Here is a 14,057-nt window from a genome sequence, read left to right as displayed (position 1 = left end):
ACCTTACTCACGACTGTTTAATAAATGGCATACGCAGTGCCATTACAATAATTAGAAAAGCCCCCCATACCGCAGTGGCCAGATGCTGGCTGGCGCCCATCAGGTTCATGCCGGAAGCGATGACCTGCAGGCTCATCAAGCCCAACACCAGGGGCAGTACGCGGCCAAAGCCACCAAAGGGGTTTGCCCCGGCCAGAAAACAGGCCAAAACCGTAATCAGTAGGTAGCTCTCGCCGTGGCCTACGCGTACCGAGTTAAAGCGGGCGAGCATCACCATGCCCGCCAACCCTGCCAAAATGCCGGAAATTGTGTAGACGGTGATTAGCACGCGCTTGACGTTAATGCCCGAGTACTCCGTCGCGCGGGGGTTGGAGCCCAGCATATAAATCGAGAAGCCAGTGCGGGTGAAATGCATGATATAGATCAACCCTGCAGCAGCCGCGAGAAAGATCAGCATGGGGATGGGGATGCCCAGAACACTGCCGCTACCGAGGGTTTGAAATACCTCCGGCATGCCTGAAATACCGCCACCGCGGGTTAAAAATTCACCTGCCCCCTGGAGAAAAATCATCGCGCCCAGCGATACTAAAATGGGGTGGGCGCCCACATAGGCAACGATAACGCCAATCAAAAAGCCTGCGGCAGCGCCAACGGCAAGCCCGGCGATAATCGCCATGGGAACGCTTAGCAGGCCCATGCCGGCCAGTAGCCCCTGTACCAGCCAGGCGGTCATCAGCCCTGCGATATTGGCGGTAAAGGTAACCGAGAGGTTCAGGCCACCGGAAATGATGGGCAGCAGCATCGCCAGTGAGAGTAACCCCAACTCCGGCAACTGCATCGACATCGAGCCAAAATTAGTGGCGGTCAGAAAGCCCGGTGCCAGTAGCGAGAAGAGGCCAATACTGCCGATAAGCAGAGCCGTCATGGCGGCCACTTCAATGGTATCGCCACCCAGGCGGAGTCCGGTCGTAGAGGGCTGTTTATTCATACGTTCCTCGCCTTGGTGGTGCGGGGCAACAGGTTGCCTAGGTTGCTGGTGGTGATCGCAATCAAGATGATCAGCCCGACAATCATGCGGAAGGCGTAAGGAGTGACGCCCAGCAGATTCAGGCCGTTTTGGACGACGGCGAGAAGCAGCACGCCCAGTACGGCGCCGAGTACTGAGCCGCGCCCGCCTCCCAGGGTGGCGCCGCCTAGCACGACAGCCGCCAGAATTGGCAACTCCTGGCCTATCAAGGCGTTGGGCACGACCTCTTGTACGATATGTGCCTGCATCAGGCCTGCCATCCCCGCGCATAGCCCCAGCCAGCCGTAGGCAAAGGCATGGATCTTCCAGACACTAACGCCAGAGCGGCGAGCTGACTCGGGACTTGATCCGAAACCGTAGATCGCGCGACCAAAACCGGTACGGGCCAGAATGAACCAAGTGAGTATGACCATCACCACCATGACGGCAGCGGGTAAATAGAGCGTGGCTGATCCGCGTTCGGCGGGTAGGTCAAGCAGCGGAACGGAGTAGTAGAGCCAATCGGGAATATCGTAGATGGAGACTCCCCTGGTGAAGTACATCAAGAGGCCGAAAAACAGGTTAAATGTGCCGATGGTGACGATGATCGAAACGATTCGAAAGCGATGGATCAGCAGCGCATTGAAGAGCCCCAGTAGCATGCCAACCAGCATCGAAAGCAGGATGCCAAGCAACCAGTTGCCCCCACCCAGGTAATTCATCAGCAGTGACAGCACCACGTACTGCACCACGGACGCCGCCACTGCGAAGGAAATATCTATTCCACCCGCGATCAAAACAACGACCAGGCCCACTGCAAAGATGATATTAACCGACTGATTGTTAAGCAGGTCGAACAGGTTTTGTAAGGTTAGAAAGCTGTTGGTCGCTAGTGCCAACACCACGCACAGCAACATGAGGATACAAAAGAGAGTACCTTCAGTGCCGATCCTTCTGTTTAGCCGTCGTTTATGCATTGATGATCGCCTCCAGCGCCTCTTCCGTGGTCTCCACAGGTATCACCTCGGAGTAGATGCGCCCCTCGCGCAATACGAGCGCGCGATCTGCGTTCATCCAGATTTCTCCTGCCTCATCCGAAATCAGAATGATGGCCATGCCCTGGTCGGCAAGATTCCTGATGATGTCAAAAATACCGGCTTTAGCGCCTACATCGACGCCAATCGTCGGGCAGTCAAGAATGAGAACGTCGGGTTCAGTGGCTAGCCATTTGGCGAGTGCAATGCGTTGTTGATTGCCGCCAGATAATGAGGAGACCGCAAGCTCGGCGTCACTCACCTTGGTTTTAAGCTGCTCAATCCAGTGGGCGGTCAGCGCCTTGATGCGCTTAGGGGAGAGAAAGAAACGCGGTTTTTCCAGTTTTGGTAGTACTGTCACTGCGGTATTCATATTGATGGATTGGTTTTGCACCAGGCCAAGGTTGAGTCGGTCTTCAGAGAGGTAGGCAATGCGATGGCGCACGGCATCGCGGTTGGAGCGAAGCGTCAGCGGCTGCCCCTCTTTTAGCAACTGCCCTGAAGTGGGCTGGGTCATCCCAAAAATCGTGTGGGCTATTTCGGTACGCCCTGCGCCCAGCAAGCCCGTCAGGCCAAGAATTTCACCGCGATGCAGAGTGAAAGAGACATTTTCGAATTCCCCTTCACGACTTAAGTTTTTAAGCTCCAGTACCGGGGCGCCTTGGTGTGTTTCAGCACGAGGGGTGAACTCAAGTTCCAGCCCGGTCATCAGGGTTGAAAGTCGTGCCTGGGTCATCCCCTCGGTGGGATAGGTGCCGACCAACTTCCCGTTGCGGAGCACGGTGACGCGTTGGCACACCTCCAGCACTTCCACCAGCCGGTGGCTGACCAAGACAATGGAAATGCCTTTCGCCGCCAGTGAACGGGTAATGCCCAGCAGCGTTTGCACCTCTTTGTAGGTAAGCGAGGCGGTGGGCTCATCCATAAAAATGATACTGGCCCCTGCACGCAGCACGCGGCAAATGGCAACGAGTTGACGATGAGCAATCGAAAGGTCTTCAACACGGGCCATCGGATCCAGATCGAGGTCAAACTGCTGAATGATCTCGCGGGATTGCGTCAGCGCCTCTTTATAGGAAATTGGCCGCCATGGTTGGGCAACGTAGTCATCAAAGACGATATTTTCCGCGACGGTCAGGTGCGGGAACAGCGCGAGGTCTTGCCAGATAACGTGGATACCCCGGCTGCGTGCCTCTTTCGGGCTAATGGCAGAGAGGGTTTCATCGCCAAACGTGAACTCAACGCCTGGTTCAGGCTTGTAAACACCGTTGATAATTTTAATGAGGGTGCTTTTGCCGCAGCCGTTTTCACCCGCTAGGCAAAGCACCTCACCCCGGCGAAGTTCGAATTCGACATTATCGAGGACTCGGCTTTGTCCGAACACTTTGCTGACGTGGCGCGCTCGAATTGCGATATCGCCCATTGGAGGCTCCTTTCTTAACATCACTGCCGCACTCCTCAGGAGCGCGGCAGTCTCTGCACGATCAATAAGCGCGGTTTTAAAGGCCGAGTTCTGCCAGCTCATCCACGGTATCTTTGCTCAGCTTGAGTGGCTGTGAGGCAAAGATCGTTTTGCCATCCAGGGTGATTTCACCCAGTACCGGCAAGTCAGCGCCATCACTAATTTCTTCGCCGTTATAGAGCATCTCACCCAGGGCAACGAACGCTTTGCCCGCCTCCAAAGGGCTCCACTGGAAACCACCGGTAATAACACCTTCGTGCACCAGACGGCGCCCCTGGCCCGGAGAGAACAGGCCCATAACGGCTACGTCCCCTTCCATACCACGCTCTTTCACAGCCCGAGCAGCGCCGATGGTTCCCTGGCTACCAAACGACATGATGCCGGCCAAGTCTTCGTGGGCCCGCAGCAAGTCCAGGGTGGTGTTGCGGCTGTCATCGACGCTTTCGGCAACGCCGAAACGATCAGCGGCTTGAGTCAAGCCCGAGCAGTTATCATCGAGCCAGTTCACGGCAGCATCGGCCCAAGCGTTATGAGCGGGCACGCTGAGGCCGCCCACGTATACGGCATAAGAGCCTTCGCAGCCGGTGGTGTCAGCCAATAGCTTGGCGTGCTCTTCACCTAACTGCTGCGCTGAAATCATTTCAAAGTCGTAGTCGATGTTGACCGATTCAGGGCTTTCGTGTGTCAGCACGATAATTCCCTGATCACGTGCCCGCTCCAATACCGGCTCAAGAACCTCGCGATCGTTTGGAACGACACCAATGACATCAACGCCACGGCTGATCAGATCCTCTATCGCACGCACCTGCAGGGCGGGGTCAGCACTGGTGGGGCCCACCATATAGGCTTCTACTCCAAGCTCTTCACCCATTTGTTCGATGCCCATTTCCATGGCATTGAACCAGGGGATGCCACCCACTTTGGCGACCACGGCAATCGTAGGAGACTCCTGCGCCATTGCGCCAGTGCTGCCGATAATGCCTGTTAGCGTAGCTGCGGTAAGAAGTGCTTTGTATTTCATTGTGATTTCCTGCTTGCTGTTGGCTGACCCAGTCAGTGGAATAGCGTGCATTGAAGCGTTTTAATAGTGCTGCTGTACGTTGCGTCATGGTCAAATGAAATGGCGCAGACGCTTCCGAGCCTCACAATGCATAGGAATTTAATGCATAAGAACTTAATGCATAGGAACTTTACACAGTGCTGGATACGTTGAGTGGTACTTAAGCGATGCGTCATCGCTATCGTTATTGTCATTTTATCAAGTATGCACAATCGGTTGTGCATAACGTAGGATTGATCTATTACAGCATCACGTCAATGCTACTTTTATCTAATCCCAAGGAGCTGCCACGTGGTTAGCGACTCTTCATCCAAGCGGCTGACTATTTACGACCTGGCGAGGTTGGCAGAAACATCGCCCAGTACCGTCAGTGCCGTGCTCAACGGCACTTGGCAGCGCCGTCGCATCAGCAAGAAACTGGCCAGTAAAATTCTGTCGCTCGCCCAGTCGGAAGGCTATTCGGCCAACATGCAGGCCCGTGCCTTGCGGCGCGAGCGCTCAGGTATCATCGGCATGATCCTGCCGCTGTACGACAACCGCTATTTCAGTTCGATAGCCCAACACTTCGAATCAGAAGCACGTCGACGGGGGCTGTTTGCGATTGTTTCGTGTACGAATCGAGATCCCAAGCAAGAGTGTGAAGCTGCCCGTATGATGCTTGCTTACCGTGTCGAGTGCCTGGTATGCACCGGCGCAACGGATCCCGATACGATTGCGCAGATGTGTGCAGAGAGCAGCGTGCAAAGCATTAATCTCGACCTTCCTGGCAGTAAGGCCCCGTCGGTGATTTCCAATAACCGTGAGGGCGCGCGGCAGCTCACCCATGCCATCCTCAACCGCCTGGCTGAAGAGAAGCGCAGTGACGACCCTGTGCTATTTATTGGCGGCCGTGATGAAGATCACAATACCCGCGAGCGTATAGCCGGCTTCAAGCAAGCGAGAAAGGAAGTGGGATTGGCGACGGCGGAAGAGAATATCCTCCCCTGTGATTATGCTGCTGATAAGGCTCAGGCTGCACTTGAAAGGTATATGCTTAAGCGGTCTACCCCGCCCAGCGCTATGTTCGTCAACTCGACGATTTCTCTTGAAGGCATCGTTCGCGGGTTACAGCTAAATGGCTATTATCTAGATGACATTATTTTTGGTTGTTTTGACTGGGATCCCCTGGCCGCTGCCTTTCATCCGCGCTTGATGATGGTGCGGCAAAATGTAATCGAGATGATCGACCGCGTCTTCGAACTGATTGATACGCCACCGCAGGATCCGCATCTGCTCATAGAGGTTCAGCCAGAAATAATGGGTGTTTGATGCGCTCTTTTGCAAAGCATTTACTGAATCGAATGAATAGGCTAGCCATTTAGATTCGACTGTTGGCAATGCTTTATACACCTTTATTCACTACCAGGATGAAACATGGCCACTTCCAGCCGCGTACACAGCATGACCGCCTTTGCCCGCACCGAGCAGGCTGCCCCGTTTGGCACGCTGCAGGTGGAAATTCGCTCAGTGAATCAGCGCTATTTAGAGCCTCACTTCCGCCTGCACGAAAGCCTGCGTGACTTAGAGCCAGTGCTGCGTGAAGCGCTGCGCACCCGTTTAGCCCGTGGCAAAGTCGAGTGCAGTGTTCGCTTTGAGAGCGCCGAAACCGCCCAAGCCCCCGCCGTTAACAGCGTCCGCCTAGCCGCCATTGCGGATGCGCTAACCGCCATTCAGCAGCAAGTGCCCAGCGCCGTGCCGCCCACCACGCTGGCGCTACTCAACCAGCCCGGCGTGATGGAAACCCAGCACCTTGACCAAGACGCCATCAAGACCGCCGCCAAAGCGCTGTTTGATCAAGCACTGAATGAGCTGATCGACGCCCGTGCCCGTGAAGGCGAAAAGCTCGCCGAGATGATCACCACCCGCCTGGCGGCGGTAAGCGAGCAAGTGACCACCGTGCGTAGCTTATTGCCACAGATTCTAGAGCGCCAACGCGCCCAACTGCTGGAGCGTTTAGAAATCGCCAAGACCGAACTCGACCCCCAGCGCCTGGAGGCCGAACTGGTATTGGTGGCGCAAAAAGCTGATGTGGACGAAGAACTAGATCGCCTGACCGCGCATATCGAAGAAGTAAGCCACCAGCTCGCCCAGAAAGGCCCCAAAGGCCGCCGCCTGGACTTCCTGATGCAGGAGCTTAACCGCGAAGCCAACACGCTCTCGTCAAAATCGGTAGTGGCTGAGACGACCCGCTGCGCGGTTGAGCTGAAGGTGTTGATCGAGCAGATGCGGGAGCAGATTCAGAATATTGAGTGAAACAGTTGAGCAAAGTAGCTGTAACAGGATGCGGAGCAGTTTGTTAACACCCTTTCCCAACCCGCTCCCTTACAGCCCCAGCAACTCTCTAACCGGCAAGTGGCTTGTCGCCTTCATTTCTCGCAGGGAAATATTGGAACGGATGCTCGATACCCCAGGCAGTTGGCGTAGCACCTGCTCTACGAAGTGGCTGTAATCATCGAGGTCGCGGGCGATAACCTGTAGCAGGAAGTCCGCTTCGCCGGTGGTGTTATGGCAACTGAGTACCCGGGAGCTGGCCTGGATAATGCGCTCGAACTCCGCGGTGGCCGCTTCGCTGTGCTGGGTGCAGGTGATCTGTACAAATGCCAGCACATTACCGCCAAGCTTTTGCCGGTTCAGCGTGGCTTGGTAGCCTTCGATCACGCCCAACTCCTCCAGACGTTTATGGCGTCGCCAACAGGTGGCTTCGCTCATCCCCAGCCGCTCGGCCAGCTTGGCGATGGATAGCCGACCATCGGCTTGAAGGCTATCGACTATTTGGGCGTCTACTTTATCCAGCTGGCTCATTTGAAGAACTCTTTCATATTTATGTGATTAGTGGAAAGAGTGCTTCAAAATCAGTCTATTTGTCCATTTATCAGAAAAGTAATTTCAGGCGTGGTTGGTTATATTGAATCAACTAAAAGCACCTAGGAGTTACTCATGAAAGCGGTTGTTTTTGAGCAATTTTCCGCTCCACCCCAGATTCAACACCTGCCTGACCCTACGCCTGAGTCGCATGGCGTGGTGGTGAAGGTAATGGCCAATGGAGTGTGCCGCAGCGACTGGCATGGCTGGGTGGGGCACGATAGCGATATCCAGCTACCCCATGTGCCAGGGCACGAGCTGGCAGGCGTAGTCGAAGCCGTGGGTAAAGACGTACAGAAATGGCGCATTGGCGACCGCGTCACGGTGCCGTTCGTGGGTGGGTGCGGCACTTGCCCAGAGTGCCACTCCGGCAATCATCAGGTGTGCGATAGCCAGTTTCAGCCCGGTTTTACACACTGGGGCTCCTTTGCAGAGTATGTGAGTATTCACTACGCTGACGTTAATTTAGTCGCATTACCCGAGACGCTCGATTTTGCAACGGCCGCCAGCTTGGGCTGTCGCTTCGTTACTTCATTTCGGGCGGTGGTCGATCAGGGGAAAACATCGGCCGGGCAGTGGGTGGCGGTTCATGGCTGCGGTGGTGTGGGTCTTTCTGCCGTGATGATTGCCAATGCTATCGGCGCTAACGTGGTTGCCATCGATATTTCAGAAGATGCGCTTAATCTAGCCCGTCAATTAGGTGCCGTTGCCACGGTGAATGCCGCCAAGGTCGCCAATGTGGTGGAAGCGGTGGCCGAAATCACCCGGGGAGGCGCTCATGTATCCCTGGATGCGCTAGGCCACCCGACGACCTGTTTTAACTCCATCAGCAACCTGCGTAAACGGGGCAAGCATATTCAGGTTGGGCTGATGTTGGCTGAGAACAGCACCCCCGCTATTCCCATGAGCAAGGTGATCGCCAATGAGCTTGAAATACTCGGCAGCCATGGCATGCAGGCACACCGTTATGACGCCATGCTGGCGATGATTCAATCTGGCAAGCTGGCGCCGGAAAAGCTGATTGGCAAGCGGATTACGCTTGAACAGTCGATTGATGCGCTGATGAATATGGATAAGTTTGAAGGGGCGGGTGTAACGGTGGTGACCGAGTTTTGAAATCATGGTTTGGCGTTTAGCCCTATAGGATGGCGGCGTTTTTTTCCAAACTCAGGCCGGGCGATCACCATCAACCGCAAAGCCACCAGCATATCTTTAGTCCCTACTATTAACGGCCTAAACACCTGGGAGCAGGCGATTAGGCCTGCTGGCTCACTAACAGGCGCTCACCTCTACGCTTCTGCTTGGCATGCTGGGCTTTCAGGGGCGCACAGGAATGTGTGGTAATACCTTTTTAGTCGATGCTGCGGCAAAGATCCCTCGCAGCCATTTGGCCACTGACTCAAGGGCAGCGTGGTCGCCGAAACGTGCATGCCGAACCAACTGATAGCGCAGCCCGGGCAGGTTTGGCCCGAAAGGCACCTCCAGTACGCTGCGCTCGAGTTCCGCCTTTACCAGGGTCAGGCTAAGTAATGCCACACCCTGGCCAGCGATAGCGGCCTGGATGGCATGGCTCTCGTCGGAAAAGATCAGGCTGGGCCCTAGGTCGGTAATAGTGCCGCCCGCGGCCTGGCACCAGTGCTGCCACGACGGTAGACCCAGCGTAGCGCAGTACCAGTCGAAAACGATATGGCGAACCGTTTTCAAATCTTCGTATCCGCTTAGATTCAACTGCGGGCTAGCTACCAGGGCAAAAGTGTCTTCGGCCAATACGTCCACCTCATGCTCCGGGTAAGGGCCCATGCCGTAGCGAATCGCCAGCGCAGCACCACGTGAAAGATCCAGGGGGGCTTCGCTAGCGTGAATGCGCAAGTCGATCTCGGGGTTCTGGGCATGGAAGTCGGTCAGCCGAGGCAACAGCCACTGGCTGGCGAAAGCCGGAGTGCAGGAGAGCGTGACACTGCCGCCATTACCCTGCTCACGCAGTGCCTCCAGGGCGTCGCTGAAGGTATCGAAGCCACGTTGTAACACCGGGAACAAGTGCTCCGCCGCTGGCGTTGGCACCACCCTGCGTATGCGGCGCTCGAACAAGGCTACGCCCAGCAGCGCTTCCAGTTCGCGCACCTGATGGCTGATGGCCGCCGGTGTAACGGCCAGCTCTTCGGCAGCCTGCTTGAAGCTACGATGACGCGCCGCCGCCTCGAAGGCGCGCAGTTGGGAGAGTGGCAGTCGGCGTCGATGCATATGGGCCCTTTGTGTAAATGTTTTATAGACAAATTCAGCTTGTCTATCTTTCAAGAATAGATCGTTTGTCGAACCGCTGTCATGTGGAGGATCCTGTTATCCACGCAACACCATAGATGAATTTAACTGACAGGAGACTCCTTCATGGCTAATCTACTTCACTTAGATGCCAGCGCGCGCCCCGGCCGTTCTGGTGTCGATTCTCACGGTTCCCACTCCCGGCGCCTCAGTGCCCATTTCGTCGAACAATGGCAGCAGGCGCGCCCTGGTGACCGCATCCTCTATCGCGACCTAGGTCAGCACCCGCCGCGGCCCGTTAGCGGCGACTGGATTCATGCTGCATTCACCAAGCCGGAGGCACGCGAGCCCTGGATGCTCGATGCCCTGTCTGAGAGCGATACTCTGGTCGATGAGCTGCTGGAAGCCGATGTGATTGTCGCCGGTGTGCCAATGTATAACTTCGGCGTTCCCGCCGGATTCAAGGCTTATATCGATAATATCGTGCGGGTCGGGCGCACCTTCGGTTTCGACCGCTCGCGCCAGGGGCTGCCCTACTGGCCTATGCTGACCGACATGCACAAACAGATGGTAGTGCTGGGTTCCCGGGGTGACTACGGCTACGAACCAGGCGAACGCATGGCCCATGCTAACCACGTCGAACCGCATATTCGTACTGTGTTCGGCTACCTAGGCATAGATAAAGTGCACGGTATTGCAGTGGAGTATGACGAATTTGGTGATGAACGCCTGCAGAAGTCGCTGGCTCAAGCTGAGAGGAATATAAAGGCACTGGTGGCGGAACTAGGTAGATCTCTTACATAGAAGCCGATGAGTGAGCTAAGGCAAGCAGGACACGTCGTGTGTGAACCTGCTTATCGTTGCGGTGGGCCCAGAGGGTGCGAATTTCAACGGGTGAGGCGGTTACGTATTAGTAAGTAGATGTATGTTGGCAAAGCAATTACCCATCAATTTCCTGCAACGAAGCGAGGCAAATTATTCGCTCCTCATCATCGGGCTGAGGTTTTACGCTGGGCGATATTGATAAGGAGTAAGTTATGCCAGCAAACACTAACCAAGCCGTGCGCCGTGTCATCGCCCAGCACCCGGCCAAGCGCGATGATATTGGCGATTTAACCACTCGTCGGCCGCTGCCGGGGCCAGGGCTGGATCAGCTTGATCCGTTTCTGTTTCTCAACCACCACGGCCCGCAGACGTACCCGGCTAATAACCATGGGCTGCCCTTTGGCCCGCACCCCCACCGGGGCTTTGAAACGGTGACCTTTATTCTCGAGGGCTCGCTTGCCCATGCGGACAGCGCCAGGCATCAAAGCGTGATCAATGCGGGCGGCGTGCAGTGGATGACCGCGGGCAGCGGTATTGTGCATGCGGAAATTTCGCCACCGGAGTTTCTGCGCGATGGTGGCCCGCTGGAAATTTTACAGCTATGGGTCAACCTGCCTGCGCGCTTGAAAATGAGTGAGCCGCGCTACGTGGGCCTGCAGCAGGAGTCGATTCCTTCCATTGCACTGCCGGGGGGCGGGGAACTGAATCTGATCGCCGGGGAGTGGCAGGGCGACACAGGCCCTATCGAAACGCTAACGGGGATATTTATGTCGACGTTGCGGCTGCCTGCCGGTAGTCGCGCGCAACTACCTGTGGCGCCGGGACGGCAGGTGTTTCTTTACGTAGTGGACGGCGATGTCTCAGTAGGCGGCGAGTCAGTTAAGCCGCACCATCTTATTGAAGTAGATCGCGACGGCGATAGCCTCGATATTGAAGCCAGCAGCGATGCACGTCTGCTGTTTGGCCATGGTGATATGATCGACGAACCCGTCTACTCCCACGGCCCCTTTGTGATGAACACCCGGGAAGAGATCGTGCAAGCGGTCGAGGACTACCAGAACGGTAAGTTTGGTGGTCTAGACGCCTAGTGCTGTTTAAATAAGACCGCTATAACGGCTCGCCGCGATAGTAGTGCCACAGAAACAGCGAACCCACGCTGCGCCAGGGCGACCAGTGCGCCACCAACTGGCGGGCTTGCTTAGGCGTGGGTTTGTCCTCCATGCCTTTTAAGCGGCCGAGCGCCACTCGCAGAGCAAGGTCATCAGCGGGGAAAATGTCCGGGCGTTGTAGCGAGAACATGAGGTAGATCTCCGCACTCCAGCGGCCAAACCCACGTAGCTGGGTAATCGCGGCAATCGCCTCGTCGTCGCTTAGTTGTTCAAGCCCATTGGCGCTAAAGGTGCCTGCCAGCTCCGCTTCTGCCAGGCCCTTGGCGTACTCGATCTTGCGCCAGGAGAGCCCCGCATCGCGCAGCGCTTGGCCCTCTACCTCCATCACTGCCTTGGCATGCAGCTCGGGCAGCAGTGTATTGACACGACCCATAATCGCTCGAGCCGCTTCGGTAGATAGCTGTTGGCTAACGATGGTGGAGAAGAACGTCGCAAAGCCCTGGTCACGTTGGCGTGGGGCAGGTGCGCCCACCAATGGATAGGCGCGGGCAATATCCGAGTCGCACTCGGCGAGGGTTTGCATGGCCTGCTCGATGGTTTTGGGCGTCATTATTGCCTCACGCGTCTAAGTAAAAGCTTCACACTAGCAAAGCGAGCAGGTAAGGGTGAAACCTTGGCTGCTATTTACTCGATTATCTTCTTCGCCCGCTAACTTTTTAAACGCAGCGTGTTTCTACTTTCGTCTAATCCTGCGATCATTTAGCGCTAATCGAGATACTGACAGGGCGGTATCCCAAGGAGATAAGCATGCAGGATTCGACAACATCGTTATCTCAAGATCAGGCGTCGTCTCAAGGGCTGGCGCGTAATCCGCGCCTGGCCGAATTTGTGTTGGCGCTGGGCGGCTTTGGGATTGGCACCAGCGAGTTCGTCATTATGGGCCTGATGAACCGCGTGGCGGGTGATTTAGCCGTCACCGTGCCGCAAGTGGGATACGCAATAAGCAGCTACGCCCTGGGCGTGGTGGTCGGCGCGCCGCTGATTTCAGCGCTGGCCGCGCGAGTGCCAAGGCGGCTGCTATTAATTATCCTGATGCTGGTGTTTGCAGCGGGCAATATTGCCAGTGCCATGGCGCCGGGGTTCTGGTCATTTGTTGGTCTGCGTTTTCTGGCTGGCCTGCCCCACGGCGCCTATTTTGGCATCGCGGCGCTAGTGGCGGCGGGGGCGGTGCCGATTGACCAACGGGCGAGGGCTATTTCCCGCGTCATGCTGGGCTTAACCGTAGCGATTTTGATCGGTGCACCGCTGGGTACCTGGATGGGCAATCTGTTTGGCTGGCAGATCGCCTTTGCAGGCGTTGGAGGCATTGCGTTGCTTACCGCCCTGTTGATTCGCCTATATGTACCGCTGCAGCCTGTTGATGCCTTTGCAAGCCCAGCACGTGAGCTAACAGCGTTGCTTAAGCAGCGTGTCTTGGTCACGCTGGCGCTCGCCTGCATCGGCTGCGGCGGTATGTTCGCTATTTTTAGCTATGTGATGCCGACATTAACCCAGCAAGCTGGTATGAGCGAAGCCCTGGGGCCATTGGTATTGGTGATCTTTGGCCTGGGCTCGATTGCCGGGAATTTAATCGGCGGGCGTATGGCGGATAAAAACCTGATGCGCGCAATTCCGACCATCCTGCTCTGGTGTGGGGTGGTTCAGGGGCTATTTTACTTTGCCGCCAATAATGTCTGGACGGGGTTGCTGTTCGTCGGCCTGGTGGGTACCAGTATGGCGTTAGCGCCTTCACTACAAACCCGCTTAATGGATGTGGCGGAAGATGCCCAAACCATGGCGGCCTCCCTTAACCATGCAGCCTTTAACGGCGCCAATGCACTAGGGGCGTGGCTTGCCGGGCTTGCGATCAGCGCTGGCTTTAGTTGGTCGAGTACGGGGCTAGTGGGCGCTGGTTTGGCGCTCTGCGGCTTGGTGATTTTTGCCGCTGGGCGCTGGCTGGAAAAGCGTACCTATGGCGCCGTGACCCAGCGTGCCTGATGTTGCCTGACGCTGCATGGTTATCGAACAGTGATAATTAACATGGCTAAAAAGTCGAATTCTCTCTAATGTGTAAGAGCAGTAACCCATAAGGAGATGACCATGCAGATTCAGGTATTGAATTCGACACGTATAGCGACACTCGGCGCGGTAATGGCGTTAACCATTGGCTTGGCCGGTTGCGGCACCTCTACCGGAGAGCGTGCCTCTAGCGGTGCCGGTATTGGTGCAGCCGTTGGCGCGGGTGCCGCCGCCGCGACCGGTGGTAGCGTCGTTCAAGGCGCCGTTATCGGCGGTGGCGTTGGTGCTGCAACGGGGGCCGCCACGGATGCAGATGACATCAACCTGGAATAAGTAGGCGTTG

General features: G+C 56.2%; 14 protein-coding genes. 7 read left to right on the top strand and 7 right to left on the bottom strand.

Features of this window, described 5'->3' with window-relative positions:
* Positions 1-7 precede the first annotated feature (7 nt).
* The 4 genes from OM794_RS22875 to OM794_RS22860 all read right to left on the bottom strand — a co-directional run bounded on the left by OM794_RS22875 (position 8) and on the right by OM794_RS22860 (position 4,523).
* Positions 8-988 carry an ABC transporter permease gene (locus OM794_RS22875; protein ID WP_226249056.1) on the bottom strand — a complete coding sequence of 327 codons (981 nt, stop codon included), beginning with the start codon at positions 986-988 and terminating at the stop codon, positions 8-10.
* The gene (locus OM794_RS22870) at positions 985-1,983 is read right to left on the bottom strand and encodes an ABC transporter permease (protein ID WP_226249057.1); all 999 of its coding nucleotides are present in this window, start codon (positions 1,981-1,983) and stop codon (positions 985-987) included. Before OM794_RS22870 ends, OM794_RS22875 begins: the two co-directional genes overlap by 4 nt.
* Positions 1,976-3,463 (bottom strand): sugar ABC transporter ATP-binding protein, encoded by a 1,488-nt coding sequence (locus OM794_RS22865; protein WP_226249058.1) that lies wholly within the window; start codon positions 3,461-3,463, stop codon positions 1,976-1,978. Before OM794_RS22865 ends, OM794_RS22870 begins: the two co-directional genes overlap by 8 nt.
* Positions 3,464-3,539: 76 nt before the next feature.
* Entirely contained in the window at positions 3,540-4,523 is a 984-nt protein-coding gene (locus OM794_RS22860) for a substrate-binding domain-containing protein (RefSeq protein ID WP_226249059.1), read from the bottom strand.
* A gap of 330 nt (positions 4,524-4,853) precedes the next feature.
* On the opposite strand from OM794_RS22860, the gene OM794_RS22855 reads away from it, so the two are divergent.
* Positions 4,854-5,870: a substrate-binding domain-containing protein gene (locus tag OM794_RS22855; RefSeq protein WP_226249060.1), complete on the top strand. Its 1,017-nt coding sequence runs from the start codon at positions 4,854-4,856 to the stop codon at positions 5,868-5,870.
* A 105-nt stretch (positions 5,871-5,975) separates the two neighbouring features.
* Positions 5,976-6,854, top strand: a complete 879-nt coding sequence (locus OM794_RS22850) for a YicC/YloC family endoribonuclease (protein WP_226249061.1) — start codon at positions 5,976-5,978, stop codon at positions 6,852-6,854.
* A gap of 69 nt (positions 6,855-6,923) precedes the next feature.
* On the opposite strand, the gene OM794_RS22845 is transcribed toward OM794_RS22850, so the two are convergent.
* The gene (locus OM794_RS22845) at positions 6,924-7,403 is read right to left on the bottom strand and encodes an Lrp/AsnC family transcriptional regulator (protein ID WP_226249062.1); all 480 of its coding nucleotides are present in this window, start codon (positions 7,401-7,403) and stop codon (positions 6,924-6,926) included.
* A gap of 135 nt (positions 7,404-7,538) precedes the next feature.
* On the opposite strand from OM794_RS22845, the gene OM794_RS22840 reads away from it, so the two are divergent.
* Positions 7,539-8,579, top strand: coding sequence for a zinc-dependent alcohol dehydrogenase family protein (locus OM794_RS22840; RefSeq protein ID WP_226249063.1), 1,041 nt, complete (start codon positions 7,539-7,541; stop codon positions 8,577-8,579).
* Positions 8,580-8,780: 201 nt separating this feature from the next.
* Here OM794_RS22840 and OM794_RS22835 read toward each other — a convergent pair whose 3' ends face one another.
* Positions 8,781-9,704, bottom strand: coding sequence for a LysR substrate-binding domain-containing protein (locus OM794_RS22835; RefSeq protein WP_226249064.1), 924 nt, complete (start codon positions 9,702-9,704; stop codon positions 8,781-8,783).
* A 144-nt stretch (positions 9,705-9,848) separates the two neighbouring features.
* On the opposite strand from OM794_RS22835, the gene OM794_RS22830 reads away from it, so the two are divergent.
* Both OM794_RS22830 and OM794_RS22825 read left to right on the top strand, forming a co-directional pair.
* Positions 9,849-10,526: an FMN-dependent NADH-azoreductase gene (locus OM794_RS22830; protein ID WP_226249065.1), complete on the top strand. Its 678-nt coding sequence runs from the start codon at positions 9,849-9,851 to the stop codon at positions 10,524-10,526.
* Between the two features lie 233 nt (positions 10,527-10,759).
* Complete coding sequence (locus OM794_RS22825; protein ID WP_226249066.1) at positions 10,760-11,635, top strand: pirin family protein; 876 nt, start codon at positions 10,760-10,762, stop codon at positions 11,633-11,635.
* A 19-nt stretch (positions 11,636-11,654) separates the two neighbouring features.
* Here the strand turns inward: OM794_RS22825 and OM794_RS22820 are convergent, their stop codons facing one another.
* Positions 11,655-12,266 carry a DNA-3-methyladenine glycosylase family protein gene (locus OM794_RS22820; protein ID WP_226249068.1) on the bottom strand — a complete coding sequence of 204 codons (612 nt, stop codon included), beginning with the start codon at positions 12,264-12,266 and terminating at the stop codon, positions 11,655-11,657.
* A 197-nt stretch (positions 12,267-12,463) separates the two neighbouring features.
* Between OM794_RS22820 and OM794_RS22815 the strand changes: the two genes are divergently transcribed.
* A complete protein-coding gene (locus OM794_RS22815) occupies positions 12,464-13,693 on the top strand; it encodes an MFS transporter (RefSeq protein ID WP_226249069.1) in 1,230 nt (409 codons plus the stop codon).
* Positions 13,694-13,795: 102 nt separating this feature from the next.
* Entirely contained in the window at positions 13,796-14,047 is a 252-nt protein-coding gene (locus OM794_RS22810) for a hypothetical protein (RefSeq protein WP_226249070.1), read from the top strand.
* Positions 14,048-14,057: the final 10 nt, after the last annotated feature.

Source organism: Halomonas sp. BDJS001, assembly GCF_026104355.1.
Taxonomy (GTDB): Bacteria; Pseudomonadota; Gammaproteobacteria; order Pseudomonadales; family Halomonadaceae; genus Vreelandella.
The sequence above is the reverse complement of the archived record's forward strand: the minus strand, read 5'-3'. Positions and strand labels throughout refer to the sequence as shown.

Excerpts from the sequence above, each read along its gene's own strand:
- OM794_RS22875 (WP_226249056.1), bottom strand. The coding sequence starts at position 988 with ATGAATAAACAGCCCTCTACGACCGGACTCCGCCTGGGTGGCGATACC.
- OM794_RS22870 (WP_226249057.1), bottom strand. The coding sequence starts at position 1,983 with ATGCATAAACGACGGCTAAACAGAAGGATCGGCACTGAAGGTACTCTC.
- OM794_RS22865 (WP_226249058.1), bottom strand. The coding sequence starts at position 3,463 with ATGGGCGATATCGCAATTCGAGCGCGCCACGTCAGCAAAGTGTTCGGA.
- OM794_RS22860 (WP_226249059.1), bottom strand. The coding sequence starts at position 4,523 with ATGAAATACAAAGCACTTCTTACCGCAGCTACGCTAACAGGCATTATC.
- OM794_RS22850 (WP_226249061.1), top strand. The coding sequence starts at position 5,976 with ATGGCCACTTCCAGCCGCGTACACAGCATGACCGCCTTTGCCCGCACC.
- OM794_RS22845 (WP_226249062.1), bottom strand. The coding sequence starts at position 7,403 with ATGAGCCAGCTGGATAAAGTAGACGCCCAAATAGTCGATAGCCTTCAA.
- OM794_RS22840 (WP_226249063.1), top strand. The coding sequence starts at position 7,539 with ATGAAAGCGGTTGTTTTTGAGCAATTTTCCGCTCCACCCCAGATTCAA.
- OM794_RS22835 (WP_226249064.1), bottom strand. The coding sequence starts at position 9,704 with ATGCATCGACGCCGACTGCCACTCTCCCAACTGCGCGCCTTCGAGGCG.
- OM794_RS22830 (WP_226249065.1), top strand. The coding sequence starts at position 9,849 with ATGGCTAATCTACTTCACTTAGATGCCAGCGCGCGCCCCGGCCGTTCT.
- OM794_RS22825 (WP_226249066.1), top strand. The coding sequence starts at position 10,760 with ATGCCAGCAAACACTAACCAAGCCGTGCGCCGTGTCATCGCCCAGCAC.
- OM794_RS22820 (WP_226249068.1), bottom strand. The coding sequence starts at position 12,266 with ATGACGCCCAAAACCATCGAGCAGGCCATGCAAACCCTCGCCGAGTGC.
- OM794_RS22815 (WP_226249069.1), top strand. The coding sequence starts at position 12,464 with ATGCAGGATTCGACAACATCGTTATCTCAAGATCAGGCGTCGTCTCAA.
- OM794_RS22810 (WP_226249070.1), top strand. The coding sequence starts at position 13,796 with ATGCAGATTCAGGTATTGAATTCGACACGTATAGCGACACTCGGCGCG.